This is a genomic window from Pseudomonas iranensis, from assembly GCF_014268585.2.
Classification (GTDB): Bacteria; Pseudomonadota; Gammaproteobacteria; order Pseudomonadales; family Pseudomonadaceae; genus Aquipseudomonas; species Aquipseudomonas iranensis.
In genome coordinates this window covers 3167422-3190683 of record NZ_CP077092.1, presented here as the reverse complement: position 1 = coordinate 3190683, position 23262 = coordinate 3167422, and the positions used below count along the sequence as shown (strand labels likewise).

20 protein-coding genes are annotated in these 23262 nt (G+C 59.8%); 8 read left to right on the top strand and 12 right to left on the bottom strand.

What is annotated here, in order from left to right:
- Positions 1-367: 367 nt before the first annotated feature.
- Positions 368-859, bottom strand: coding sequence for a hypothetical protein (locus tag HU724_RS14310; protein WP_186566803.1), 492 nt, complete (start codon positions 857-859; stop codon positions 368-370).
- A gap of 197 nt (positions 860-1056) precedes the next feature.
- Here HU724_RS14310 and HU724_RS14305 point away from each other — a divergent pair, with 197 nt between their 5' ends.
- Positions 1057-1749 carry an aspartate/glutamate racemase family protein gene (locus HU724_RS14305; RefSeq protein WP_186566805.1) on the top strand — a complete coding sequence of 231 codons (693 nt, stop codon included), beginning with the start codon at positions 1057-1059 and terminating at the stop codon, positions 1747-1749.
- A gap of 1 nt (position 1750) precedes the next feature.
- Here the strand turns inward: HU724_RS14305 and HU724_RS14300 are convergent, their stop codons facing one another.
- Complete coding sequence (locus tag HU724_RS14300) at positions 1751-2269, bottom strand: GNAT family N-acetyltransferase (RefSeq protein ID WP_186566807.1); 519 nt, start codon at positions 2267-2269, stop codon at positions 1751-1753.
- 654 nt (positions 2270-2923) lie between these two features.
- Between HU724_RS14300 and HU724_RS14295 the strand changes: the two genes are divergently transcribed.
- From HU724_RS14295 to HU724_RS14285, 3 genes are all read left to right on the top strand, one after another.
- Entirely contained in the window at positions 2924-3283 is a 360-nt protein-coding gene (locus HU724_RS14295) for a DUF6124 family protein (RefSeq protein ID WP_186566809.1), read from the top strand.
- Between the two features lie 346 nt (positions 3284-3629).
- Positions 3630-6575: a hypothetical protein gene (locus HU724_RS14290; RefSeq protein WP_186566811.1), complete on the top strand. Its 2946-nt coding sequence runs from the start codon at positions 3630-3632 to the stop codon at positions 6573-6575.
- A gap of 955 nt (positions 6576-7530) precedes the next feature.
- The gene (locus HU724_RS14285; protein WP_042610027.1) at positions 7531-7890 is read left to right on the top strand and encodes a DUF6124 family protein; all 360 of its coding nucleotides are present in this window, start codon (positions 7531-7533) and stop codon (positions 7888-7890) included.
- Positions 7891-8555: 665 nt separating this feature from the next.
- On the opposite strand, the gene HU724_RS14280 is transcribed toward HU724_RS14285, so the two are convergent.
- From HU724_RS14280 to HU724_RS14235, 10 genes are all read right to left on the bottom strand, one after another.
- Positions 8556-9536: a substrate-binding domain-containing protein gene (locus HU724_RS14280; protein ID WP_186566813.1), complete on the bottom strand. Its 981-nt coding sequence runs from the start codon at positions 9534-9536 to the stop codon at positions 8556-8558.
- Between the two features lie 167 nt (positions 9537-9703).
- Positions 9704-10651: a peptidylprolyl isomerase gene (locus HU724_RS14275; protein WP_186566815.1), complete on the bottom strand. Its 948-nt coding sequence runs from the start codon at positions 10649-10651 to the stop codon at positions 9704-9706.
- Positions 10648-11118 carry a YbjN domain-containing protein gene (locus tag HU724_RS14270; RefSeq protein WP_186566817.1) on the bottom strand — a complete coding sequence of 157 codons (471 nt, stop codon included), beginning with the start codon at positions 11116-11118 and terminating at the stop codon, positions 10648-10650. Before HU724_RS14270 ends, HU724_RS14275 begins: the two co-directional genes overlap by 4 nt.
- 17 nt (positions 11119-11135) lie before the next feature.
- Entirely contained in the window at positions 11136-11765 is a 630-nt protein-coding gene (locus HU724_RS14265; protein ID WP_186566819.1) for a DNA repair protein, read from the bottom strand.
- A gap of 17 nt (positions 11766-11782) precedes the next feature.
- Entirely contained in the window at positions 11783-13480 is a 1698-nt protein-coding gene (locus tag HU724_RS14260; protein WP_186566821.1) for a putative porin, read from the bottom strand.
- A gap of 39 nt (positions 13481-13519) precedes the next feature.
- Positions 13520-14224 carry an energy transducer TonB gene (locus tag HU724_RS14255; RefSeq protein ID WP_186566824.1) on the bottom strand — a complete coding sequence of 235 codons (705 nt, stop codon included), beginning with the start codon at positions 14222-14224 and terminating at the stop codon, positions 13520-13522.
- 3 nt (positions 14225-14227) lie between these two features.
- Positions 14228-14653: an ExbD/TolR family protein gene (locus tag HU724_RS14250; RefSeq protein ID WP_003201710.1), complete on the bottom strand. Its 426-nt coding sequence runs from the start codon at positions 14651-14653 to the stop codon at positions 14228-14230.
- Between the two features lie 11 nt (positions 14654-14664).
- Positions 14665-16464 (bottom strand): DUF2341 domain-containing protein, encoded by a 1800-nt coding sequence (locus tag HU724_RS14245; RefSeq protein ID WP_186566826.1) that lies wholly within the window; start codon positions 16462-16464, stop codon positions 14665-14667.
- 12 nt (positions 16465-16476) lie between these two features.
- The gene (locus HU724_RS14240; protein ID WP_437180360.1) at positions 16477-18033 is read right to left on the bottom strand and encodes a ShlB/FhaC/HecB family hemolysin secretion/activation protein; all 1557 of its coding nucleotides are present in this window, start codon (positions 18031-18033) and stop codon (positions 16477-16479) included.
- Positions 18034-18129: 96 nt separating this feature from the next.
- The gene (locus HU724_RS14235; RefSeq protein WP_186566830.1) at positions 18130-18741 is read right to left on the bottom strand and encodes a transposase; all 612 of its coding nucleotides are present in this window, start codon (positions 18739-18741) and stop codon (positions 18130-18132) included.
- A gap of 376 nt (positions 18742-19117) precedes the next feature.
- On the opposite strand from HU724_RS14235, the gene HU724_RS14230 reads away from it, so the two are divergent.
- From HU724_RS14230 to HU724_RS14215, 4 genes are all read left to right on the top strand, one after another.
- Positions 19118-20743 carry an NADP-dependent glyceraldehyde-3-phosphate dehydrogenase gene (locus HU724_RS14230; RefSeq protein ID WP_186566832.1) on the top strand — a complete coding sequence of 542 codons (1626 nt, stop codon included), beginning with the start codon at positions 19118-19120 and terminating at the stop codon, positions 20741-20743.
- Positions 20744-20845: 102 nt separating this feature from the next.
- Positions 20846-21202, top strand: a complete 357-nt coding sequence (locus HU724_RS14225; RefSeq protein WP_130912428.1) for a DUF3302 domain-containing protein — start codon at positions 20846-20848, stop codon at positions 21200-21202.
- Between the two features lie 2 nt (positions 21203-21204).
- Positions 21205-22164, top strand: a complete 960-nt coding sequence (locus HU724_RS14220) for an HlyD family secretion protein (RefSeq protein ID WP_016774598.1) — start codon at positions 21205-21207, stop codon at positions 22162-22164.
- Between the two features lie 55 nt (positions 22165-22219).
- Positions 22220-23260, top strand: coding sequence for an FUSC family protein (locus HU724_RS14215; protein WP_038861649.1), 1041 nt, complete (start codon positions 22220-22222; stop codon positions 23258-23260).
- Positions 23261-23262 lie beyond the last annotated feature (2 nt).

The following is a 23262-nucleotide window of genomic DNA, read 5'->3' as shown; positions in this document are numbered from 1 at the left end:
CCCGCTGGCGTCGGCGACTCTACCAAAAGGCCATCAGTGACCCAAGGGAAAATGCCGGATTAGCACCGAACCTAAGGGTTTCCCCGGTATGCGCCTCACCCCGTGTAGGAGTGAGCCTGCTCGCGATAGCGGCGCCGGAGGAAGTGAAGCCGGGGTGGTTGAATCTGGATATGTGAGGTGTGTCAGTGGCCTGCCCTCACCCTAGCCCTCTCCCAGGGGGAGAGGGGACTGACCGCGTTGTTTATTCGAAATATACCGGCCTGAAATACCGGATTTGAATGCGATCTCGACAGCGGCGGAGATCGGCTCCCTTTCCCCCTCGCCCCCCTGGGGGAGAGGGCTGGGGTGAGGGGGTAAGCTTTTGATCTTAACCGCGATCCCGAGGTATCAACCCCTGCAACTGCTGCGCGAGAAAATTCGCATCAAACGCAAACGTATCCGGATCCTTCAACCCATTGGTCTTGCGCCACTGCCATGCGCCATCCGCCAGGCCCACCAGCGAAATGCTCCCGTACCGCGCCGCCGTCAGCCCCATCACTGCCAGGGAAATCTGCCCGCCGCTGCCCATCACATCCGGCACAAACTCCACCGGTTTGCCGGCAATCACAATGCTCAATTTTTCCGTCTTGAATGTCGAGGTTTCCACCGGCACGCTCGGCCCGGACGCGACATACGCCTCGCGACTGACCTCCAGCAGATTCGGCGCCTTGACCGGTTCAAGCCATTGCTCGATCTGGTCGAACAGCGCGCCAATCCGAGCCGCCCATTCAGCTGATTGCGTAGTGAACAGTTGCTTCTTGTGCGCTTCGCTCTCGGCATAGTGGCGAAGCATCTCGCCCAGTTGCTGTACGTCGTTCATTTCGGTGTTCCTCGGAAAGGATCTGCGAAGGGTGATAGTGGCAGATCCCCGGCGCGGCGTACGTTTAGTTCTTGCAGATGCACAGTTGCGGGAAAGATCGGCGGTACAGTCAGTCGGTACTGGCGTCGAGTCTCGAACAGAAGGTAACTTCGGGCAGCCCTGAATGCTCGACACTGACATTTGCTTGAGGAAATCCAATGCGCACCATCGGCCTTATCGGCGGCATGAGCTGGGAGTCCAGCGCCGAATACTATCGCCTGATCAATCAACAGGTTCGCGACCGCCTCGGCCCGTTGCGCTCGGCGCAGTTGCTGATGTACAGCGTCGATTTCGGCCCGGTCGAACAGGCCCAGCATGCCGGGCGCTGGGACGATGCAGCGGCGATTCTGGTGGATGCCGCGCGCCGGCTCGAAGCTGGCGGCGCAGAATGCGTGGTGTTGTGTACCAACACCATGCACAAGGTCGCCGAACAGATTCAGGCGGCGATCAGCATTCCGTTCCTGCACATTGCCGAACCCGCGGCCCAGGCTGCATTGGAAATGGACGCGCGCACGGTCGGGTTGCTCGGCACCGCGTTCACCATGGAGCAGGACTTACTCAAGCAGCGCCTGATCGCCCAGGGTCTGACCGTGCTGGTGCCCGACGAAGGCGAGCGCAAGGAAGTGCACCGGATCATCTACGACGAACTCTGCGTCGGCGTCATCAGCGAAACCTCGCGCCAGACCTACCAGCGGGTGATCGAATCCCTCACCGCCCGTGGCGCCCAGGCGATCATCCTCGGCTGCACCGAAATCGGCCTGCTGATCAAACCCGAACACAGCGCCCTGCCCCTGCTCGACACCACCGAGCTGCATGCGCAGTCGGCGGTGGCCTTCGCCCTGGGCGACTGACTCAGGGTTTCGACGAACCGCGCAGTCGGGCCATGCTCAACGTGTTGACCCATTGCCCGTCGCGCACCGCGTAATCGCGAAACAGGCCTTCGTCCTCGAAACCGAATTTGCGGTAGAGGCCGATGGCCGCTTCGTTATCGGCATAGACCGTGAGTTCGACGCGGTGCAGGTTCATCCAGTTGTCGGCAACGTCCAGCGCCGCTGCCAACAACATCGATCCCACGCCTTTGCCCTGCCAGGCTACCGCGACCGCCATGCCAAAACTGCCGGCGTGGGCGCGACGCATCCTTGAATAGGCCTCAAGCCCAAGATTTCCGATCACCACGCCTTGGTGCAGAGCAACCAGCTTCAGCGCGCGCTCGTTGTCGGCCTGCAATCGCTGACGCCAGACCTCGGTGGATTGAAACGGCATCTGCAGCACCTGCCGCGCAACGGCGGGGTCGTTGTAAAGCGCAGTGATGCCTTCGAGGTGGAATTCGTTGGAGCGTTCGAGATGGATCGTGGGGGTTGGCTCTGACATGGGATCGGTCCGTGATCAGCGTGTGGCTGGCCACTCTAAACCGCTGATCTGGAATCTGGCGAGATGAAATTGTGGGAGCGAGCCTGCTCGCGACGGCGTTGGCTCAGATTGAAGCGTCGACTGGCAGATTGCATTCGCGAGCAGGCTCGCTCCCACATTTTAATCCGGCCCTGGCATAAACCCCGTGAGCACTGGAGATTACTGTGGGAGCGAGCCTGCTCGCGAAAGCGACCTCACAGCCAACACCTGCTTCCCGGCAAAAACGTCACCGTGCTGTCGCCAATTTTTGCCTTTTAAACGCCCCTGTTTAAAAGACACCTCCAGACACGTTCTCAAGGCTACAAATTCTTGCGCCATTGCCTACAGCCAAGCCAGAATCCGCCGGCTTGTGCGCCTTGGGGGCTGGTTCTATTGTGGTCCGGTCGCTGACGAATCAGCGATCGGGTTTAGCGATCCGACACCTTACAGACGCACCAATGCCCAGTTTCAATTGCGGTTTTTCGGATCTGCACTTGATGTCATGGTGGCTGTGCGTGGGAGACCTTCGGGTCTACCCGGGGTTTCTGTGACCCGGATCGCTAACCTGCGTACAGCCGCCACCTTTACTTGTTTAGCGATGAGCCGTGGCGGCTAAATCAACCACGGAGTCTCACCATGATCAAACCAACACCCAACCCACCCGAAACCGACCCCACCTCCCCCTACGAATCCCTCGATTCAAAAAAATTCCACCAAGCCGCCGACCGCGCCCTTGACCATTACCTCTGCCCACCCGGCTCAACCCCACCACCCTTCAGCCCTCGCGCCATGTACGCCGTCACCGCCGACACCAAAAACGAAGACCTGTTGGCCAATGCCTGCGAAACCCTTGCCTCAGCCAAAACCATCGCTCAGGAATTCGCCGGGCTGGTAAAGCCATCGCAGCGGCGGACGCTGATGGGGATTGCGCAGTTGATCATGCTCGGCGAACTGGCGGTGAATCGGGTGCTGGATAATCTGGAGTTGCCGCAGTAGCGGGTCTCGCGACAGGCTCTGAATAAGGCACCGGCAGTGCCGACGCCTTCGCGGGCAAGCCCGCTCCCACAGGGTATTTGTGTCGCTCACTCGGCTGCGGTTACACCGCTGGATTTGTGGGAGCGAGCTTGCTCGCGAAGGCGGTTTGTCAGTCACTGTAGCTTCGACTGGCGGATGCATTCGCGAGCAGGCTCGCTCCTGCAGGGCGCTGTGTACAAGGCTGTCCACGCTCTTAGCTTGATCACCATTCGTCCGAAAACCGCCCGCACCTGTCAGATCTGACAGGTGCGCGATTTCCAGATTAGCGCTCTGATAGTGGAGTCTCCCACCGTCAGGAATTTGCGCCATGAAAGCTTCCAAGATTGGGACTTCTCAATTGTTTCCACCAAAAATCAAGCACCAGACCAAGCCGATCCAAGGCGCAGACATCGGCGTGCCGTTACATGCACTGGTTCCTTATCCGGGTGCTATTTTCAGAATGGCTGAGGTCACGCTAGATCCATTTTTCGCTGGCTCGGTTGATGAGGGAGATGAAGTAGAGCTCTGGGCAATTTATGAAGCTCTACCCGGCAAGGGCAACTGGAATACCAACCTTCCCCCCTCAGCCAAAGCGCCAATACTCCTGGACACTACGACGATAAAAGACGTGAACGCCGCAGTCGCGTTGTTTATTTCGGAGGGTCAGTTCTACTACGGCGTGGTCACTCGCCTCTATTACATCATTAGACGTGGTAGCGACAATATCGGTGAATCGCAACCCCTCACCTTTATCTACAATCTGATCCGGCCGGGGCTGAAGGATCGATATACGGTACCGGGCGGACACTCCGAGCTTAAATTGCTGCTACCCGACAGCATCAAAAACGGTGTAGGCCCTGACTTCGTCAGCGCGCAGATTAGATTCCAATATCCTTACTGCCGGGCATATGACGTGATCAGTCTGATCTGCAACGGCGAGATGATGGACTTTATGGTAAGTCCTGATTCGAATAATGCCCCCGCACCACCCAGTCACGGGTCTGAAACGCCAAGCACTGTTGAATTCACCGTGGACAAGGCTTTTCTAATGAAAGCCAAACGCGAAAATAACGAACTGGACTTCTTGTTCACCGTCCACGACCAGCTTCTCAACTTCCCAGACCCAGACGCTCCGCGGTCTCCTCCACAGACGGTGGTCGAAGATCTGGATGGCCTGCTGTTTCTCAAAGCAATTCTGCGGGAGATTGAAGGCGATACAACGGATGAACCGGAAATCATCGATCTGAAGAAGCTCGCCAAAAATGATTTGACCGTTGCGATCCTGACCGCAGATGCCCGCATTGAAGTGGGCGATGAAATCGAAGGCATCTACACCGCGACACGTACCGGCTACCCCGATGTTGTCGAACCACTGAATGGCACCGTGGAAAAAGGCGATTTCGAGCCCAAGAAAACCTGCATTCTTAAAGTACCCAATCACAAAGTCATCTTGGGCAGCAGCGTTACGGTGACCTATGAAGTAAAAAGAAACAGCGTACCTGTTGGCCGATCTCAAACCTCGAAAGCGCAAGTCGTCGGCACTTACTTCGAGCTGAAACCACCGAGCGTTCTGCAAGCCGGCGGCGCGACGCTGGACCCGATGGCCGCCCTCACCAAACTCACCGTCGTCGTGCCACAGGGCAACACGCTTCCCACCGACCTGCTCAGCATCTGCTGGACCGCGAAACCGGGTACACACGCTGAAGGCTCGATCATCACCAAACCAAAACCAATCAGCGAAATCGGCCTCAACATCAATGTACCGCCTGGACTGATGGCGTTCTGCCTGGGCGACACCGTGACCGTCAGCTACATCATCACTCGCGATGGAGAAGAGCTCCCCTCCGAAATACTGACACTCACCGTACAAGACCCTCCGCAATCAGCCCTCACCTCCCCACGGCTGAAAGAGGCCGACGCCGACGGCACAGGCCCTGAACTCAACCTAGCCAAGCTCACACCCGAAGGCAAAATGTGGTGCCCGGGCTTCCCGCTTATTGCCGAGGACCAATTTGTCTGGCTGTTTTTCAAAGGCACTAATGCCGATGGCACTCTCTATGAAAAATACATCTGGGCAGCGCCATTTGCGTTCGTTAATGCGCAGTGGGTCAAGGATGGGTTCTTTGAGGCGGTAGCGCCTTATGAGGATTTGATGGGGTTATTGGATGGCAGCAGCCTCACGATCGAGATGTTTATCGCGTTTGGGAAAAGCGAAGATCTGGCGTTGGCGAAGCGGTTTATGGTGCGCACTTATACGGTGAGTGCGGTGGAGGATGTGGCGCCAAGGATTGAATCTGTGAAAGACATTAAAAATCGAGAGATCATCAACGGCGGCATCACCGTACATACTTCCGTGACACTGATCGGTAGCGCCACGAACGGCCAGAAGGTTGATATCTACAACAATAAACAACTTGTAGAGGAGGTCGTAGCAGATGGTGTCTCGGGCAAGTGGACACTATTCGTCACAGGCTTGATTAGAGATAAGCACAGCTTCGTGGCCAAGGCGAAGTACGGCACGGGGCAGAGTTCGGCACCACGAGAGCTTACGGTGACCGCATTGATTACACCCACGCTCGATAATGTGTTGGACGATAGAGGGGTCGAAATTCCTGAAGGTAAAACAACTGCAAGTACAAGGGTGACGCTCAAGGGCGAGGCAAGTAAAGGTCAGAAAGTACAGATTTTTGATGCGGATGGGACTAGCTCCGAATCGAAAGGCGAGGCAGCGGCGGATGGAATGACAGGAAAGTGGATGTTGCCCGTTTTGGGTTTGAAATTGGGGAGGCACAGTTTTAATGCCGTAGCGCTATATGAAGATGATTATTTGTCGACCTCACGAACATTGTCGATTGTAGATTATCTTGAGGAGAATTTTGATAACTTGCCTGACGGGCCTGTTTCAGAAACCCCGCTAATATTCCTCTCAGGAACTCTTTCCATAGCATCACATCCCACTGTTTACCCAGGAAATAAAGTCCTTCATTCCGGAAATGTTGGCTTAGCGCCTCAGTTATGCAGGATGAACTTCAAGGAAGCGTTTAAAAAAGTAACCTTCACCATGCATTCAAATACATTTAGAGCACCAGGCACGATACTGGTTTATCGTGGTACATCTTTGATAAAAAATATTCCTTTAAGCTACCATCTCGGCCCCATAACAGATACCCATGATTTCACAGATGCCCAGGGAATTGATCGTATAGAAATATCCGGAAGCTACCCAGGTTCATTCTCAAGTTTCTACATAGATAACGTCCGAATGTACAGATAGCCAACACAGCATCGCAGCTAGTTCAAATCTTGATTCAAGACTTCATTTAGAAAACTATAAATTACATGAATGGTTCACTCGGGCTTATTTCGCTTAAACGACGCATACCGCCTCGGGAAAGGAACGTGCGTCAAACGCCCTCATCCGGATCGGGCTTGGGTACCTGTATCAGACTTTGACTAGCGGGTATTAATCACGCAATCCCTGCCATTGGTTTTAAAGTCCAAGACCAAATCTAGCGCCTCCCTTAGGGGAGGTGTCTAAGATATGAAATATTTCGAGCCAGACGATGAGTACTGTCGTTTCAGGGCTCGAACCACTCGTGGCGTTCTTTGAAGGTTTGTTGGATTTAGTCGATGAGGGTTTGGACTTCGGGCGTGTTCTGCGAGTCTGCGTTCACGGCGAGCCATGCATGCAGTTGCAGCGGTTCGGCAAATCATCCGGGCAATGCGATAGGGACTTGGTCGAAGCGGCTCCTGTATGGCGGCAGCAATCCGATGCAAGCGCTGTAGAAAAAAGGGGACGCATTTATTTATCAGTCCCAACCACGTTCGCCGCACTTCTATAAAGTGCGGAATTCCATGATGAAGACCGGGTTGCGCTCCGACAATCACCTAGTCTTACGAACTTTAAACTCAGGCGTTTAAAAAACACCTGCTGACACGGTCTCAGGGCTACAAATTCTTGCGCCATTGCCTACAGCTACGCCAGAATCCGCCGGCTTGTGCGCCTTGGGGGCGGGTTCTATTGTGGTCCGGTCGCTGAATGTTCAGTGATCGGGTTTAGCAGCCCGGCTTAACTCTAGACGCACAAAGTCCGTCGCCGTTATGGCGGCTTTGCGTGGGGCACTTCGGTGCGCCGGGTTCTAGAGTCCTGGTCTGCTAACCCGCGTACAGCCGCCACCTCCTTCGTTAGCAGCGAACGGTGGCAGCTTCACCACTCTAGAGGCTTCACCATGATCAAACCCACTCCCAACCCACCCGAAACCGACCCCACCTCCCCCTACGAATCCCTCGATTCAAAAAAACTCCACCAAGCCGCCGACCGCGCACTCGACCACTACCTCTGCCCACCCGGCTCGACCCCACCGCCGTTCAGCCCCCGCGCCATGTACGCCGTCACCGCTGACACAAAAAACGAAGACCTGCTGGCCAACGCCTGTGAAACGCTTGCGTCGGCCAAAACCATCGCCCAGGAATTTGCCGGGCTGGTGAAACCGTCGCAGCGCCGTACGTTGATGGGGATTGCACAGCTGATCATGCTCGGGGAATTGGCGGTGAATCGGGTGCTGGATAATCTGGAGTTGCCACAGTAGCGGGTCTTGCGACAGGCTCTGAATAAGGCGCTGGCAGTGCCGACGCCTTCGCGGGCAAGCCCGCTCCCACAGGGGATTTGTGTCGCTCACTCGGCTGCGGTTACACCGCCGGATTTGTGGGAGCTTGATCACGAATGCGGTGGGTCAGTCACTGTAGCTTCGACTGGCGGATTGCATTCGCGAGCAGGCTCCCACAGGGATTTTTGTCGCTCACTCGGCTGCGGTTACATCGCTGAATTTGTGGGAGCGAGCTTGCTCGCGAATGCGGTTTGTCAGTCACTGTAGCTTTGACTGGCGTATGCATCGCGAGCAGGCTCCCACAGGGATTTGTGTCGCTCACTCGGCTGCGGTTACACCGCCGAATTTGTGGGAGCGAGCTTGCTCGCGAAGACGGTTTGTCAGTCACTGTAGCTTCGACTGGCGGATTGCATTCGCGAGCAGGCTCGCTCCCACAGGAGATTTGTGTCGCTCACTCGGCTGCGGTTACACCGCTGGATTTTCGGGAGCGAGCTTGCTCGCGAAGGCGGTTTGTCAGTCACTGTAGCTTCGACTGGCGAATGCATTCGCGAGCAGCTCGCTCCCACTTCGATAAGGTTTGTTCAGTTGCGGGTGTGGGGTCCGGGCTGGCGTGATCGCGAGCAGGCTCACTCCACAAGGGGATCGGGTTAGGGCTGGAACCATTCGTGGCGTTCGTTGAAGGTTTGCTGGATGAGGTCGGTGAGGCTTTGGATTTCGGGTGCGTTTTGTGAATCGGCATTGATCGCCAGCCAGGCGCGTAGCTGCATCGGTTCGGCGAATAATCCGGGTAATGCGATGAGGCCTCGGTCAAAGCGGCTCATGTATGCCGGCAACAATCCAATGCACGCGCCACAGCGGATCATCTCCAGCATCAATTCATAAGATTGCATCTGCACTACGCCAGCCAAGCGCTGCTCGACCAACCCATTCCACGGGCGAAAGCTCTCAACCTGTCGATCACACTGCCAGTGCACCAGCATGAAGTCCGCCAGATCTTCCGGCGTTTCCGGTCGCGCTGTCACCCTCGAATAGCGCTTGGCAATGTGCGGCAGATATTCAATTCGCGCGAGGTGTTGCGGTTCGCTGGTAGCGAAGGTGGGAACAAGGTTTGGAGCATCGCCAGGAGCGAGCCAGAGGACAATGTCGGCGCTGACCGCACGCAACGCCAGTTCGCTGTCCAGGGCAATGATTTCCAGGCGCAGGCTGGCGTTGCGGCGCAGCAGTGCGATGAGGTCGCGGCCGAGGATGTCGTGGAGGATGGATTCGGCGATGGCGAGGCGGATCAGCGGTTGTTCGATGACCGGGAGTTTGCGTTGGTGGGCCAGGGTGCTGAGTCGGGCCTGCAACTGTTGGCCTTCGCGGGTGAGCGTTAGGGCGCTGCTCTGGAAGCTGAACAGGCTGTGTTGCAGTTGCTGTTCGAGTTGCGCGAGTTGTTTGCGCAGCAGCGTCGAGCGCACATTCAGGCTGCGCGCGGCTTGCATGAAGCAGCCGCAGCGGGCGCTGACGAGGAAGTATTGGGCGACTTCGTTGTCGATGGTCGCGGCCTGGTTGAGCCAGGGTTCGGAGTTGTCTCGCGGCGAAAGGTAAACCCTGGCGGCGTCGGGTCCTGCGGGTTCGGTGAATGACATTGATGACTCCCTGTCGATCTAATGTGGTTGCTCTGAATACACCGGATCTCATTGTGGGAGCGAGCCTGCTCGCGAAAACGTTGGCACATTCAACATCTTCGCTGACTGACCCACCGCATTCGCGAGCAGGCTCGCTCCCACAGGGGTGAATGGTGTTCTGGCTGACGTCAGTATTTTTCCTCGAGGATTTTGTTCAGTTCTGCGCCGTCGATGCTGAGGGTGGCGGTGTTGAGCATGCCGTCCAGATAAGCCTGGGCGATCTGTTCCTGGCGTTGTGCGCGCAGGGCCTGGGTCAGTTGGTCGCGCAGTTCCTCCAGCGTCGCGGTGCGGGCCGGTTGTTGTTCGGTGAGTTTGATCACGTGGAAACCGGCAGCGCTTTGCACCGGATCAGACACGGCGCCCACCTTGAGCCGTGCCACAGCGCCACGCACTTCCGGCACCAGCTGTTGCAACGGTTGCAGGCCGGTATCACCGCCCCGCTCTGCCGTGACGCGATCCTGCGAATATTGCGTAGCGAGCGCCGCAAAATCAGCCGGTGCTGACTGCGCCTTCTTGCTCAATTCAGCGGCTTGTTTGCGCACGGTTTCCAACGAAACGGAATCACTGACAGCAAGGAAAATCTGACTGACCCGATACAGCGCCGGCGTCTGCCAATTGGCCTTGCCCGCGTCATACGCCTGCTGCAACTCAACCGCGCTCGGATACTCCGCCGGCACCTGACTCACCGAGCGCAAATAATCACGGAACACGATCTGCTCAGTCGCAGCACGGGTCTGCCGGGCGACGTCCGGACGCTGCGCCCAACCCTGCGCATCAGCCTGTTCCAGCACGGCTTTTTCCGCCAGCCGCGCACGAATCCAGCGTTCCAGCGCCTCACGGTTGCCGCGCAGCTGTTCGCGGGTTTGCGCCGGGACGGTGGCCAGCAGCGCCTGCAATTCCTCTGGCGAAACCTGCTGATTGCCCAACCGCGCCACTGCTGGCCCGGCTGCAACCGCCATCACCGGCGAGGGCTGCTGAGCGGCGACCGGATCACTGCCCGGTCGCAGCACCAGCGCCACGGCCACCACCAACAGCGCCACTGCTCCGGCGCCGATCACCATGGCAGGCTTTTTCACAGCGCGACTTCCTCTTGTTCGGCGATAGCTGATTTGGCCGTTTGCACACCAGTGGCCTGACTGAAGTCGCGCAGGTAAACGATGAATTCCTGCAACAGGCGATCCCAAAGTTCCAGGTTGCCGCGCAGATGCTCATTGCTCACCCCAGCGGCCACAACCACGTCCATTTCCATCAGCAGGAACTCGCCCTGCAACGACAACCGCGCAAAACGCCGTGTCGCGTTCCACTGCTCGGCGACGCCCTGGGGCAAATCACCTTGCACGCGCAGCGCACAGCTGAAGGTGAAATCAACAAAGCTGCCCTGCTCCAGCGCCGGATTGCCGAAACGCACGGCGTAGCCGATGCCCTGACTGGCGCTGAGCAACTGGACGATGCCGTTCTGTTCGCTCTGGTTGACGCGGTAACCGGCGGCTTGCAGGACGTCGGTCAGCGACTGCGGGGAAACCTGGGTGATCAATTGAGTCATGGCTTTCTTCCTTGCTATCAGTGAGCGATCGCGGCTTGCGGCGCGTCGAATTGGGTTTTGTACAGCTCGTCGCCAAAGCCTTGGGCCAGCTCATCGAACTTGACCCGGGCGCTGCCGGCGAAGGGCTGGCGGATCTTCATCACTTCGGCGACGTCGATGTTTTCGTAGGCCGTGAGGATCTGTTTGGCGACGTCGTACATTTGCTGATTCTTGGCTGAACATTGCTGCACTTGTGTGTCACGTTCCGCCAGCTGCGCTTGCAGCTTCGTGCGTTCGGCTTCTTTGCCACGAGCGAGGACGAGCAACTCGTCGTAGGCTTTCTTGAACTTGCCAGTCTGCTCGGCACTGGCCGCGACTTGCGCCTGCGCCTGGCTGTGCAGGCTCTGGTGTTGCCCGGCCAGTTGCTCGGCGAGGCCTTTGGCTTTGGCCAGTTCGGCGGTCAGCTGCTTGATCTGCGCTTGCGCTGCCCTGGCTTCGTTCTGCGCCGCCAGTTGCGCGGCGCTGGCCTGGGCCTGTTGGCTTTGCAGGGCCTGCAATTGCTGGGTGGTGCTGCGCAACTGCGTGCGCAAGCGTTCTTCCATGCCTTCGCCGTTCGCCCCGGTGGCAATCAACAAACCCAGGCCCAGCGCGAGAAAACGCGTGTTCATAAAGCTCTCCCGGCGCCTTAGAAGCGCGTGTTGATCTCAAGCTGCAAGACGTCGATGTCGAACGGCGCGCCGTACACCGCTTCGGTGCTCATCCAGCGGCCGGTGGCAGAAACGTTCTTCGCCAGGCCGTAGTTGCCGCCCATGAAATAGCCCTTGGCGTTGGTGCCGCCTAGGTGGAACGACGAGTCGTTGAAGCCGTCGGGCAAGGCGTCCGGCTGGATGTACTTGTAGCCGGCGAACAGGTTCCAGTCGCCCTTGCGCTTGAGGTCCAGCGCATTGCCGAGGGTGAACTGCACCATCCATGCATTGGCGCCGCTTTCGATCTCGCCGTTGCTGTCGAGGTTGTTGACGATCTGCCCGGCGGAACGCTTGCGCATGTCGCCTTCGTCGTAGCTGAGGTTGTGGATGTAGTTGCCTTGGCTGCGCAGTTTGAAATCCTGCGGCAGGTCGGCATCCCAGACCACGTTGAGATCAAGCAGGTTGAACTCGGACGCGAGGCCGACGAATTGCGGCTGCGGCGTGGCGCTCGGGTTGAGCGGGTTCGGCGTGATGTCACGCAGCAGGAACACGCTGTTGCCCTTCTGCATGAACGCCGCGCGCGTTCCGTCGCTGTCGCAGCCCGGCGCGCCGGCCCACGGTTCGCAAGGGCTGGAGCGCTGGCCCTGAATGTCGTCGAAGCGGTAATAGGCCAGCGCGCCTTTGAGGCGGTTGTTGCTGTTGATCGCCCATTTCGCGCCGAGCTGAGCGCCGTACAGCCATTTGTTGTCGCTCTCTTCCTTGTCGAAACCGTTGCTGCTGGAAGTGTCGTTGGTGTAGTCCACCGGGAACGCGCCGACGGTGCCGAACACACCCCAATCGCGGTTGAGCTTGTGGTCGAAGATCGCCGCCACACCGTCGAAATTCAGGTCGTTGGAATAGAGCATGTCGGTGGACATGAACGGGTTGGCGAAGCGCCCGCCGGTCAGGGTCAATTCGTCCATTGGCTTCCAGGTCAGGTAGCCCTGATCGAGCCAGATGTCCTTCTTGGCGAAGCCGCCGCCGAGGTTCTGCGTGGTCGATACCGGGTTGTTGTCCGAACCGGTGCCGATGCGAATGCCGGCGGTCCATTCCTCGGAGATCACCGCTTTCATGCCCAGGCGTGCGCGCAGGCGAAAGAGGTTTTCGCGGTCTTCGCGGGTGTTGAGCAACGGCGGCAGGCTGGTGCTGCTGTTGGGGTTCACGTCGTACGGGCCGTTGTTGTTGAGCTTGGCGAAGTCGACGATTTCGTTGCTGTTGTTGCCCGAGTAGTACCGCGACTCGTCTCGCAGGCGAATGTCACCGTCGAAGCTGATGCGCGAGGCCCAGTCCGGAAAGGTATTCGGCGCGGCCCAGTTTTCCTGTTTGGCGGTGGCCATGACCTCGGCTTTGACCTGATCGCGGATCTGGTCACGCACCGCTGCCGGTACGTACTGCACGCGCACATCCCCCGGCGCGGCGACCGGCCCGGCCGCGACTGCGGTGGACGCGGCCGCCTGTTTCGCCTGCGTCGCTTCGTTCTGCGCCTGGGCGATCAGCGCGTCGGCCTTGTCCTGTTTGAGAATGCCCTGCTCGACCAGCAAGCGGATCAGATTGATCGTGGCGTTCTCCGAAGGCGCAGGCGCTGCCACGGCCTGACCGACCAGGGTCGCAATGACCATGCCGACCGCCAGGGACAATCGATTCACGTTGGAAATCATCTGCACACAACTCCTTTTGCCGAAGCTTGAATAAGTGAATTAACCCGGACGCCGCCCTTGCAGGGACAGGCGCACGGGCAAAGTGATGGAGGCCGGAGGCCGTTCGCTGAGGGCTGGCGCACCGCGTAAAGCGGCCAGCACCTGGATATCGATTTGCGGGTTGTCACTGGATTTGATCAGCTCGACACGGGTGATCTCGCCGACGCTGCTCAGCCAGACATCGGCCTGCAGCGAGAATGCGAGGTTGCGCAGCTCGGGGTTCTCGCGCAGCAAACGCTGGAAAGTGAACGCGAGAAACTGGCTGTACGTGCCCGTGCCCAAACGCCCGCCGCCAGCACCGGCCATGCCGCCGCCCTTGCCTGCGCCGATGTTGAAAGCGTCGCTACCGGACTGCGCGTCGCCGTCCATTTGCATCGGGTTGGCCAGATCGTCGGCGGGCGATGGCGGTGCTTCTTCTTCAGGCTTGACCTCCTCCGGCTCCGGCGTTGGCTCGGGCTCGACGACTTTTTCTTCCACCGGCGTTTCCGGCTCTGGCGGTTTCTCCGGCGGCGGTGGTGGCGGTGGCGGCAACGGAATGATCGTCGGCACCTTCGGCGCTTCGCGACGCACGCCGGCCATGTCGTTGGCCCACTGCCAGAGGAACCACGCGGCGAGTGCGCCGACCAGCAATCCGGCGCCCCACTTCACATAGCGCAACGACGACTTTTTCACGGGCGGCGGCTCGATCGGGAGTTGTGCGGTCATGACTCAGCCCTGACTCGGTTTGCCGGTAACGAGACCGACCTGGGACAGTTCGAGCCGGCGCAGCAGATCCAGCACTTCGATGACTTTCTGGTACTGCACCGTCGCATCGCCACGCACGATCACCGGGAAATCCGGGCTCTGCGCTTTCTCGATGCGCAGGCGTTCTTCCAGCTCGGCCAGGGTCACCGGATAGGCATCGAGAAACACCTGGCCGCCGTCGTTGACCGAGATCGCCTTGGTCTTGGCCTCCGACAGCGACACCGAAGCGCTAGCCTTGGGCAGGTTGATCTGGATCCCGGAGACCTGCGCGGTGGCAGTGAGGATGAACATCACCAGCACCACCATCAGCACATCGACCAGCGGAGTGATGTTGATGCTGTCGACGGCGGCATCGTCATCATCGTCGTGGGAGGCATTTACGGACGCCATGGCAGTGCTCCTCAGGCCGGTACGGAGTGGTTGGCGTGATGGCCGCGCTGGTGCGACGCCTCACTGAACTGGCTCTCGCCATGCATCTCCGCCAGACGAGTGATGAACTCGTCGACGAACACGCGCATGTCGGCGCTGACTTCCTTGTTGCGGGTGATCAGGCGGTTGTAGCCAAACAGCGCCGGGATCGCGACGAACAGGCCCATCGCTGTGGCGAGCAGTGCTGCGGCCATGCCCGGCGCGATGGCGTTGATGTTGACGTCGCCGGCCATTGCCGTGCCGAGGAACACCACCATGATCCCCAGCACCGTACCGAGCAGGCCGATATACGGACCGCCGGCGATGGCGTTGGACAGGGTCGAGAGTTTCGAACTCAGTTGCTGGTTCTCGCGGGTGCGCACGCCGTCCATGGAGCAGCGAATGGCTTCGATGGTCGCGGCGGAAACCGACGAGGTATCGGCGCCCTGCTCGCGGCGGGTGCGGATCTCTTTGACTGCCACCAGATACAGGCGCCACAGCGACGAATGCTGCAGACGTTGAGCCAGTTGCGCGTCGTCGGCGAACATCTCCAGACGCGTGCCGACCTTGGCAAATTGCACGCGAAAATCTTCGTTAGCAGCGGTGACGCGACTGAGGCTGCGGTTCTTGCGCAGCATGATGATCCACGACTGGAACATCATCAGCACCAGCACGGCTATGATCACCCAGGCGTCGATCGGCACCGCGTTAAGGAGGAAGCCGAGGCTGCCGAAGCCAAAGCCGGACTGCTCTTCATCGACGCCGTAAGCGACCAGTTTCGACTCGGCGCCTTGCGAGGTGGCATCGGCCAGCAACAGCGCGGCCGGACGCGCGACTTTCGACAGGCGCAGCTCATCAATAGCGCCAGCGAATGGCTGGAACGCGCCTTCCTGCAGATCAGCGCCGATGGCCATGACCGAGTTGAACGCCGGCATCGCCTGGGCCAACGCAGCACTCTCGCGACCGTTAACGTACAGCGTGACTTTCGAGCCCTCGGCAGTCAGCGCAACGTGCTGCCATTGCGAAGGAGCCAGAGCTTGCGTGGCGGCAGCGCGCTGGCCGTCGATTTCCACGAACGGCAGGCCTTGGCTGACACCGATCAGCAGACTTTGCGTGCCTTCGCGCCGAGCCAGGATCAGTTGCTCGCCACTGGCCTGATCCAGACGCAGCCAGGCGCTGAAAGTGAACGCGCTGCCGGCGTTGTGTTGCAGTGACGGACTGGCCGGCAGCAACAACGGCTGACCGCTGAACTGCAAGGCACGGCCGACGACGCCATCAATCGCTGTGCCGGTCGCGCTTTGCGCGGTGTTGCCGTAGGCCGTGGTGTCTTTCGCCGGGGTGCCGGTGGCGCCGTCGAAGTGATACAGCGCGGTGTAATTCGGATCGAAGGTCAACTGGCCGTTGCCGGTGGCCGGGGCTTTCTGGTTGCCGTAATACATCCAGATGTCCTGACGCTGACCGCCCTCGACATTCGGCACATCGACCCAGATCAGCGCCATGCCCATGAGCGCATCGAAACTCTCGATCTGGTGGTTGAGCACGGTTTTGTCATCGGCGGCGACGAAGCGCAGATCGGAGCCGTCCTCTTTCACGCCGTCGAAGGTGAAGTTGCCAGTGTGCAGGCGCACCAGCAGCGCGGTGCGGCCAAGGGCCTGATTGATCGCCGCGCCTTGTGGTGTGGTGTCGACGGCAATCTGTTTACGGTAATGCCAGTCGTCCTGCCACCAGGCCTGAGCCGTGGCCGGGAGCACGAAGCCCAGGCAGATCAACAACGAAAGGAAGAGGCGTTGCATGGACGTGCTCCGTTAGAAAGTGGCTTGGAGGTTGAAGTGCAGGCGCGATTCCTGCTTTGAGGTGTTCGGCCCTTCGAGTAGCGGGTAGCCCCAGTCGAGGCTGCCGGACAGCCATTTACTGAGGCTGGCGCGGGTGCCGAGACCGACGCTGGCCAGGGCGTAATTGGCGTCCTGATCCGGCAGTTCGTCGCGCAGGTACAGCTGCGCACCTTCGGCGAAGGCATAGAAGCGCCAGTCCTGCATCCACGTGCCGGCGAATTTCGCCAGCGACGGTGTGCGCAATTCCTGGCTGAGCAAATAGCCGTCATCGGCGGTGCGCTCAGCCGCGAGATAGCCCCGCACGGATGTGGCGCCACCGGCGGAGAATTGTTCGTTGGAAACCAGCGGCCCCGAGGCGAGTTGGAATGCGGCTTTGCTTGCGCTCTGCCAGTCGCTGTCGAAGGTCCAGGTGTAGTTGGTGTCGCCCTTGAGCACGGCGAAACTCGGTTTGGCGCGATAGCGTTTGTAGTCGAAATCTTCGTCGTCACTGCCGTAGCCGAACACGCTGCGGGTGGCGGCAACCAGACTCAGGCCGAGGCCGAGCTGGCTCTTTTCGCTGTAGCGAAAGCCGTTGTAGGCGAAGGTGAACGGCGCGTATTTCAGCGGCACCTTGTCGCTTTCGCCGGACAGGCTCAGGCGCTCGTCGAAGTCCTTGAAGTCGATGCCGGCCGACAGCGAGTTCGACCAGTTACCGCTCGAGGGCAGCGTGTAAATCGCCGCGACGCCGTAAGAATGACCCTTGCCGAGCACGTTGCTGCCGCCGATGGTGGCGACGTTGCTGTCGGACTGGTAACCGGAGAACTGCACGCTCCAGCGCTCGCTCAGCGGCGCAGTGTAGGAACCCGACCAGACCTTGGCGTTGTCGGTTTCCTGCGGCGCGGTGAAGAACGTCAGGTTGACGCTGTGGCCGAGCTGCCAGAGGTTGTTGTAACCGAGGCTGGTGACGCTTCGCAGCTTTTCGGTGTCGGCACTGTAATCATTATTGAGACCGACGCTGGCCGTCCACGGGTTCTGGTCTTCGACCTGCAGGTCGACGTCCATGGTGCCGGGGCGCTGACCTTCGCGCACCAGCGGCATGACCTGGCGACCGGGGGTCCTGTTGAGCTGCGCGAGTTCGCCCTGGACCTTGGCAAAGTCCGGCACCTCGCCTTCTTTCAGCGCCGGTACGTTGTCGCGAATGTCCAGCGGCGAATAGTGTTTGGCGCCGACCACGCGCACCCGGCCGACCTTGGTTTCGCTGACTTGCAGATAGACGATGCCATCGGCCACGGCCTGCTCGGGCAGCTCGACAAACACCGATTGATAGCCGCGTTCCTGATAGGCCTTCTGCAACGCATCGCGGGCGCCTTCGATGTCGCTCAAGGCTTTCTGCGGGCCGAGAAACGGGTACACCGCTTCTTCGATCGCGCGGGCATCGAGCACGGTATTGCCGCGCACGAAGTATTCGTTGACGTCGACCAGTCGCTGCGCGGCGGGCGCTTCTGTGCCCTCCTCGGCCAGCGCCGGCTGCGCGCCCGCCGTCACCAGCAGCCAGCCCCACAGCGCCAGCCGTGACGTGAAAATCCGTTCCACATTACCCCCTGAAATTCGCGATGACCTGTGGGCGTTAGCGCCCGGTGTGCTGCGTCAATTGCTGATCGTTGTGGCGCAGGCGTGCTTGCCCAGCCAGGTATGCAACAGCGCAAAGTTCAGCGAGAACTCGGGCATTTGCAGCAAGGCACCGCAGAACACTTCGCCGATGATTTTCTGAATCAGCAGCACCGCGCGCGGCTCGTTGAGCAGCGTGGCGATGTCACGGCTGAGGGCGGTGAAACTCCAGACTTTCTGGTTCAGGCCAAGGCCGACAAACCAGCGGAACAGCAGGTTGTAGTTCAGCTGTTCATAGAGCTGCTGTTCGCTGGGCACCGAATACAGCAATTGCAGGAGCAGGATGTGCATCACCGTCTGCGGGGGAATGAGCATGCCGGGTGCTGCGTTGAGGTCGTGCAGCAGGTCCTGGTGGGCGTCGAGCAGATCGTCGATCTGCGGGCGCAGCAACACCAGCGAATGGCCCGGCGGAATGTAGCTGGACACTTCTTTCAGAGCGCCCTGCCAGTCCTCCTGCGAGACGATCCAGACCCACGGCGCGCCGTAGCGATACACCGAAACCGGCTTCTTGCGCGCCGCTTCGACGATCTTCGACAGGCGTTGATCGAGCTCCTGCATGCCCACTTTCGAATAGCGTTCCATAGTCCCCATTGCCTCACTCCCGGCGTCCCGCCCCGACTCGCAAAGTGCGCCCCGAAAGGCTCCTCAAGCGCGTTACACAGGCATGACCGGACTGGCAAAGGGCTACCGAACTTTTGTCATAAAAGCTTCATTACCGAAGACAGACTGACTGATTTAAAAGATCGACCGTGGGAGCGAGCCTGCTCGCGAAAGCGCTGTGTCAGGACATGAGGATGTTGGATGTGCCGCCGCCTTCGCGAGCAAGCTCGCTCCCACAGGGTGGACTGTGGTTGCACGGGTGCGTGACATTCGCGTGACATTCACAGGGTTAAATCCCGGCCCGTTCAGGCGTATAACCTTCACAAGACTTTCAATCGGCACGCCGACTTCAACACAGGGTAGTGACATGACCACAGCAAACATCCTTGGCAACCTGTTCCCTTCGGTCAGCGACATCCCGGAAAAATATCGCCTCGACGCTCAGGTCGAGCAGCGTGAATACCTGGTCGATGGCCAATTGCGTCGCTGGGACGGCCCGCTCGCGCAGGTGCGCAGCCCGGTTTATCTGAAAAGCGAAAACGGCGAAGAACAGGTGATCCTCGGCAGCACGCCGCTGCTGGATGCCGACACCGCCCTCACCGCCCTCGACGCTGCCGTTCGCGCTTACGACAGAGGTCAGGGCCTGTGGCCGACCATGCGCGTGGCCGAGCGCATCCAGCACGTCGAAGCATTCCTCGGCCGCATGCGCGAGCAGCGCGAGGCGGTGGTCAAGCTGCTGATGTGGGAGATCGGCAAGAACCTCAAGGACTCGGAAAAAGAGTTCGATCGCACCTGCGATTACATCGTCGACACCATCAATGCATTGAAAGAACTCGACCGCCGCTCCAGCCGCTTCGAGCTGGAGCAGGACACCCTCGGCCAGATCCGCCGCGTACCGCTCGGCGTCGCCTTGTGCATGGGGCCTTACAACTATCCGCTGAACGAAACCTTCACCACGCTGATTCCGGCACTGATCATGGGCAACACCGTGGTGTTCAAACCGGCCAAGCTCGGCGTGCTGCTGATTCGCCCGTTGCTCGAAGCCTTCCGCGACAGCTTCCCCAGCGGCGTGATCAACGTCATCTACGGCAGCGGCCGCGAGACCGTCAGCGCTTTGATGGCCAGCGGCAAGATCGACATCTTTGCCTTCATCGGCACCAACAAGGCTGCCAGTGACCTGAAAAAGCTGCACCCGAAACCACACCGCTTGCGCGCGGCTCTGGGTCTGGACGCCAAGAACCCGGGCATCGTTTTGCCCGAAGTCGATCTCGACAACGCCGTCAGCGAAGCGGTCACCGGTTCGCTGTCGTTCAACGGTCAGCGCTGCACCGCACTGAAAATTCTTTTCGTGCATGAAGACGTGGTCGACAGCTTCATCGAGAAATTCAACGCCAGACTGGCCACGCTGAAACCGGGCATGCCGTGGGACAGCGGCGTGGCGCTAACGCCGCTGCCGGAGTCGGGCAAGGTCGATTATCTGCACGGTCTGGTTGCTGACGCGCAAGGCAAAGGCGCACAGGTGGTCAACCCGAATGGCGGCGAATCCCATGCCTCGTTCTTCTACCCGGCAGTGCTCTATCCGGTGAACCCGCAGATGCGCGTGTATCAGGAAGAACAGTTCGGCCCGGTCGTGCCCATCGTGCCGTACCGCCACCTCGATACCGTGATCGACTACGTGCTGGAATCCGATTTCGGCCAGCAGTTGAGCATCTTCGGCACCAACCCGGTGGCGGTCGGCCGGCTGGTCGACACTTTCGCCAACCAGGTCGGGCGGATCAACCTCAACGCCCAGTGCCAGCGCGGCCCGGACACGTACCCGTTCAACGGTCGCAAGAACTCCGCCGAAGGCACGCTCTCGGTTCACGATGCCTTGCGGGTGTTTTCGATTCGTACGCTGGTGGCGACCAAGTTCCAGGAGAGCAACAAAGATCTGATCAGCGAGATCATTCGCGGGCGGGATTCGAGTTTCCTGACCACCGATTACATCTTTTGACGGGTGATCGGCAGGATTGAATGATCCTGCCGATCCGTCAGCCCCCCGGCGATTCAGTGACTACACTGAGCCCAGCATTGCTGGATGCCCGGGAGGCTGACCATGCTCGACTACTTCGCGTTGGGTTTGCTGGTTTTTGTCGGTCTCGTGCTGTTTTACGGGATCATCGTGCTGCATGACATTCCGTACGAGATCGCCGTTCACCGCAACCACCCGCACCAGGACGCGATCCATGCCACCGGCTGGGTCAGCCTGTTTACGCTGCATGCGCTCTGGCCGTTTCTGTGGATCTGGGCAATGGCCTATCGCGAGGATCGCGGTTGGGGTTTCGGCGATGGCAAACCCGTTCAGAACCATGTCATCCGGCTCGAGCAGCAGGTCATTGAGCTGCAAGCCCGGATCGAGCGACTCGAAGCGCAGTCGCCGGTTGCGCCTCACTCTGACAGCGGGGGGATCTGAGCATGGATCTGTTGCTCATCCTCACGTACGCCGCACTCTGCGTCGCCATCTTCAAGATCTTCCGCATTCCGCTGAACAAATGGACGGTGCCCACCGCTGTCCTGGGTGGCGTGCTGATCATCGGCGCGCTGATTTTCACCATGAACTACAACCATCCCTATTCCGAGGTGGCGCGCTCCTACTTTGTCTCGGTGCCGGTCATTCCGATCATCAGTGGCCAGGTGATCGACGTGCCGGTAAAGGGCAACGAACCCCTGGAAAAAGGCGACGTGCTGTTCCGCATCGATCCCACGCCTTTCCAGAACCGCCTGAAATCGCTCAAGGCGCAACTGGTCGCAGCCAAAGGCGACCGCTACCGCATCACCGAGCTGATTCGCCGCAACTTCGGCACCCAGCGCGAACTGGACGCGGCCATTGCCCGCACCGACGATCTGCAGGCGCAACTCGACAATGCTCAGTTCGAGCTGGACAACACCGTGGTGCGAGCACCGAGCAAAGGCTTCGTCACCCACGTTTCGCTGCGCCCGGGAATGATGGCGAGCAAGCTGCCGCTGCGCCCGTCGATGGTGTTTATTCCGCAGGAAGGTCAGTACTTCGCCGCTTGGATGCGTCAGAACAGCCTGCTGCGTCTGACCGTGGGCGACGAGGCCGAAGTCGCCTTCGATGGCATTCCCGGCAAGGTCTTCGCCGGTCGGGTGAAAAGTGTGATCGGGGTGATCGCCGAGGGCCAGGTGCAACCTTCCGGCACCCTGATCAGTTACACCGGCTCGCCACCGGCGGGACGGGTGCCGGTGATCATTGAAATCACTGACCCGGCGTTCGCCGAATACAGCGCGCTCATGCCGGGCGGCGCCTACGGACAAGCGGCGCTTTACAGTCAGCACTTTCATCACATCGGCGCGATGCGCAAAATCCTGCTGCGCATGTCCGCCTGGATGAATTACATTTTCCCCTTCCATTGATGACTGACTCACGAGGTTCGCACTGACTACTTACAGCACCCACCGCCTGCCACCGCTGTTGCGCCGTATCCTGCGTCCGTTACTGGACCCGTATCGGCGCTACCGTCACGCCCGACTGATCCATTCCGTGCGGGTGGCCTTGGGATTGTTGGCGACGATTCTGCTGACTACTGGCATCAATCTGCCCCACGGCGAATGGGCATCGGTGACCATGCTGGTAGTGATCGGCGGTTTGCAGCACCACGGCAACATCGGCAAAAAAGCCGCCGAGCGCGCCATCGGCACCTTGATCGGCGCGGGGGTCGGATTGGCCCTAGTGGCGCAGCACGCCTGGCTGGGCATGCCGTGGCTGACCTACTTTTCCATGGCTGTGGTGTGCGGTTTTTTCTCGTATCACGCGATTGGCAAGGGCGGCTACACCGCCCTGCTCTCGGCGATCACGGTGTTCATCGTCGCCGGGCATGGCGACAACCCGATCACCGATGGTCTGTGGCGCGGCGTCGACATCCTGATCGGCATCGCCCTCGCCCTGGCGTTTTCCTTCGCCCTGCCGCTGTACGCGGTCTACTCGTGGCGTTACAACCTCGCCGATGCCTTGCGCGATTGCGCCACGGTGTACGGGCGCATCATCAACGGTGAAGCGGTCAGCGCCGACGAGCATGTGCGGCTGATGAGCAAGGTGGGTGCGGTGATGGTGCAGTTGCGTTCGCTGATGCCGTCGGTGTCCAAGGAAGTGAAGATTTCCATGACCGAACTCGACGCCATCCAGCGCAACCTGCGCATGTGCATCAGCACGCTGGAGATTCTCGGCAATATCCGCCCCAACGCAAGTGACCCGCAGGCCACGGCACATCTGCAAACGGCACTGAAGGCTGAGCACCGGCAGATTCGCGTGCAACTGATCGGCATGGCCCGCGCGTTGAAAACCGGCGCTTCGCAGCGGCTGGAGCGGCCGATGGAGCTGCCAGCAGCGGACCTTGATGCGCCGGTTGCCAATACGCTCGACGGCTACCGGATGCTGACCCGCCAACTCGCCGCCAATATCAGCGAGATGCGCCAGCGCCTGGCCGCAACCGCACCGCGCTGGAACATCTGACT

Coding starts and splice junctions, on each gene's coding strand:
- HU724_RS14280 (WP_186566813.1), bottom strand. CDS start 9,536: ATGTCATTCACCGAACCCGCAGGACCCGACGCCGCCAGGGTTTACCTT.
- HU724_RS14260 (WP_186566821.1), bottom strand. CDS start 13,480: ATGATTTCCAACGTGAATCGATTGTCCCTGGCGGTCGGCATGGTCATT.
- HU724_RS14270 (WP_186566817.1), bottom strand. CDS start 11,118: ATGACTCAATTGATCACCCAGGTTTCCCCGCAGTCGCTGACCGACGTC.
- HU724_RS14265 (WP_186566819.1), bottom strand. CDS start 11,765: ATGAACACGCGTTTTCTCGCGCTGGGCCTGGGTTTGTTGATTGCCACC.
- HU724_RS14285 (WP_042610027.1), top strand. CDS start 7,531: ATGATCAAACCCACTCCCAACCCACCCGAAACCGACCCCACCTCCCCC.
- HU724_RS14245 (WP_186566826.1), bottom strand. CDS start 16,464: ATGCAACGCCTCTTCCTTTCGTTGTTGATCTGCCTGGGCTTCGTGCTC.
- HU724_RS14305 (WP_186566805.1), top strand. CDS start 1,057: ATGCGCACCATCGGCCTTATCGGCGGCATGAGCTGGGAGTCCAGCGCC.
- HU724_RS14255 (WP_186566824.1), bottom strand. CDS start 14,224: ATGACCGCACAACTCCCGATCGAGCCGCCGCCCGTGAAAAAGTCGTCG.
- HU724_RS14295 (WP_186566809.1), top strand. CDS start 2,924: ATGATCAAACCAACACCCAACCCACCCGAAACCGACCCCACCTCCCCC.
- HU724_RS14300 (WP_186566807.1), bottom strand. CDS start 2,269: ATGTCAGAGCCAACCCCCACGATCCATCTCGAACGCTCCAACGAATTC.
- HU724_RS14250 (WP_003201710.1), bottom strand. CDS start 14,653: ATGGCGTCCGTAAATGCCTCCCACGACGATGATGACGATGCCGCCGTC.
- HU724_RS14230 (WP_186566832.1), top strand. CDS start 19,118: ATGACCACAGCAAACATCCTTGGCAACCTGTTCCCTTCGGTCAGCGAC.
- HU724_RS14235 (WP_186566830.1), bottom strand. CDS start 18,741: ATGGGGACTATGGAACGCTATTCGAAAGTGGGCATGCAGGAGCTCGAT.
- HU724_RS14220 (WP_016774598.1), top strand. CDS start 21,205: ATGGATCTGTTGCTCATCCTCACGTACGCCGCACTCTGCGTCGCCATC.
- HU724_RS14225 (WP_130912428.1), top strand. CDS start 20,846: ATGCTCGACTACTTCGCGTTGGGTTTGCTGGTTTTTGTCGGTCTCGTG.
- HU724_RS14310 (WP_186566803.1), bottom strand. CDS start 859: ATGAACGACGTACAGCAACTGGGCGAGATGCTTCGCCACTATGCCGAG.
- HU724_RS14290 (WP_186566811.1), top strand. CDS start 3,630: ATGAAAGCTTCCAAGATTGGGACTTCTCAATTGTTTCCACCAAAAATC.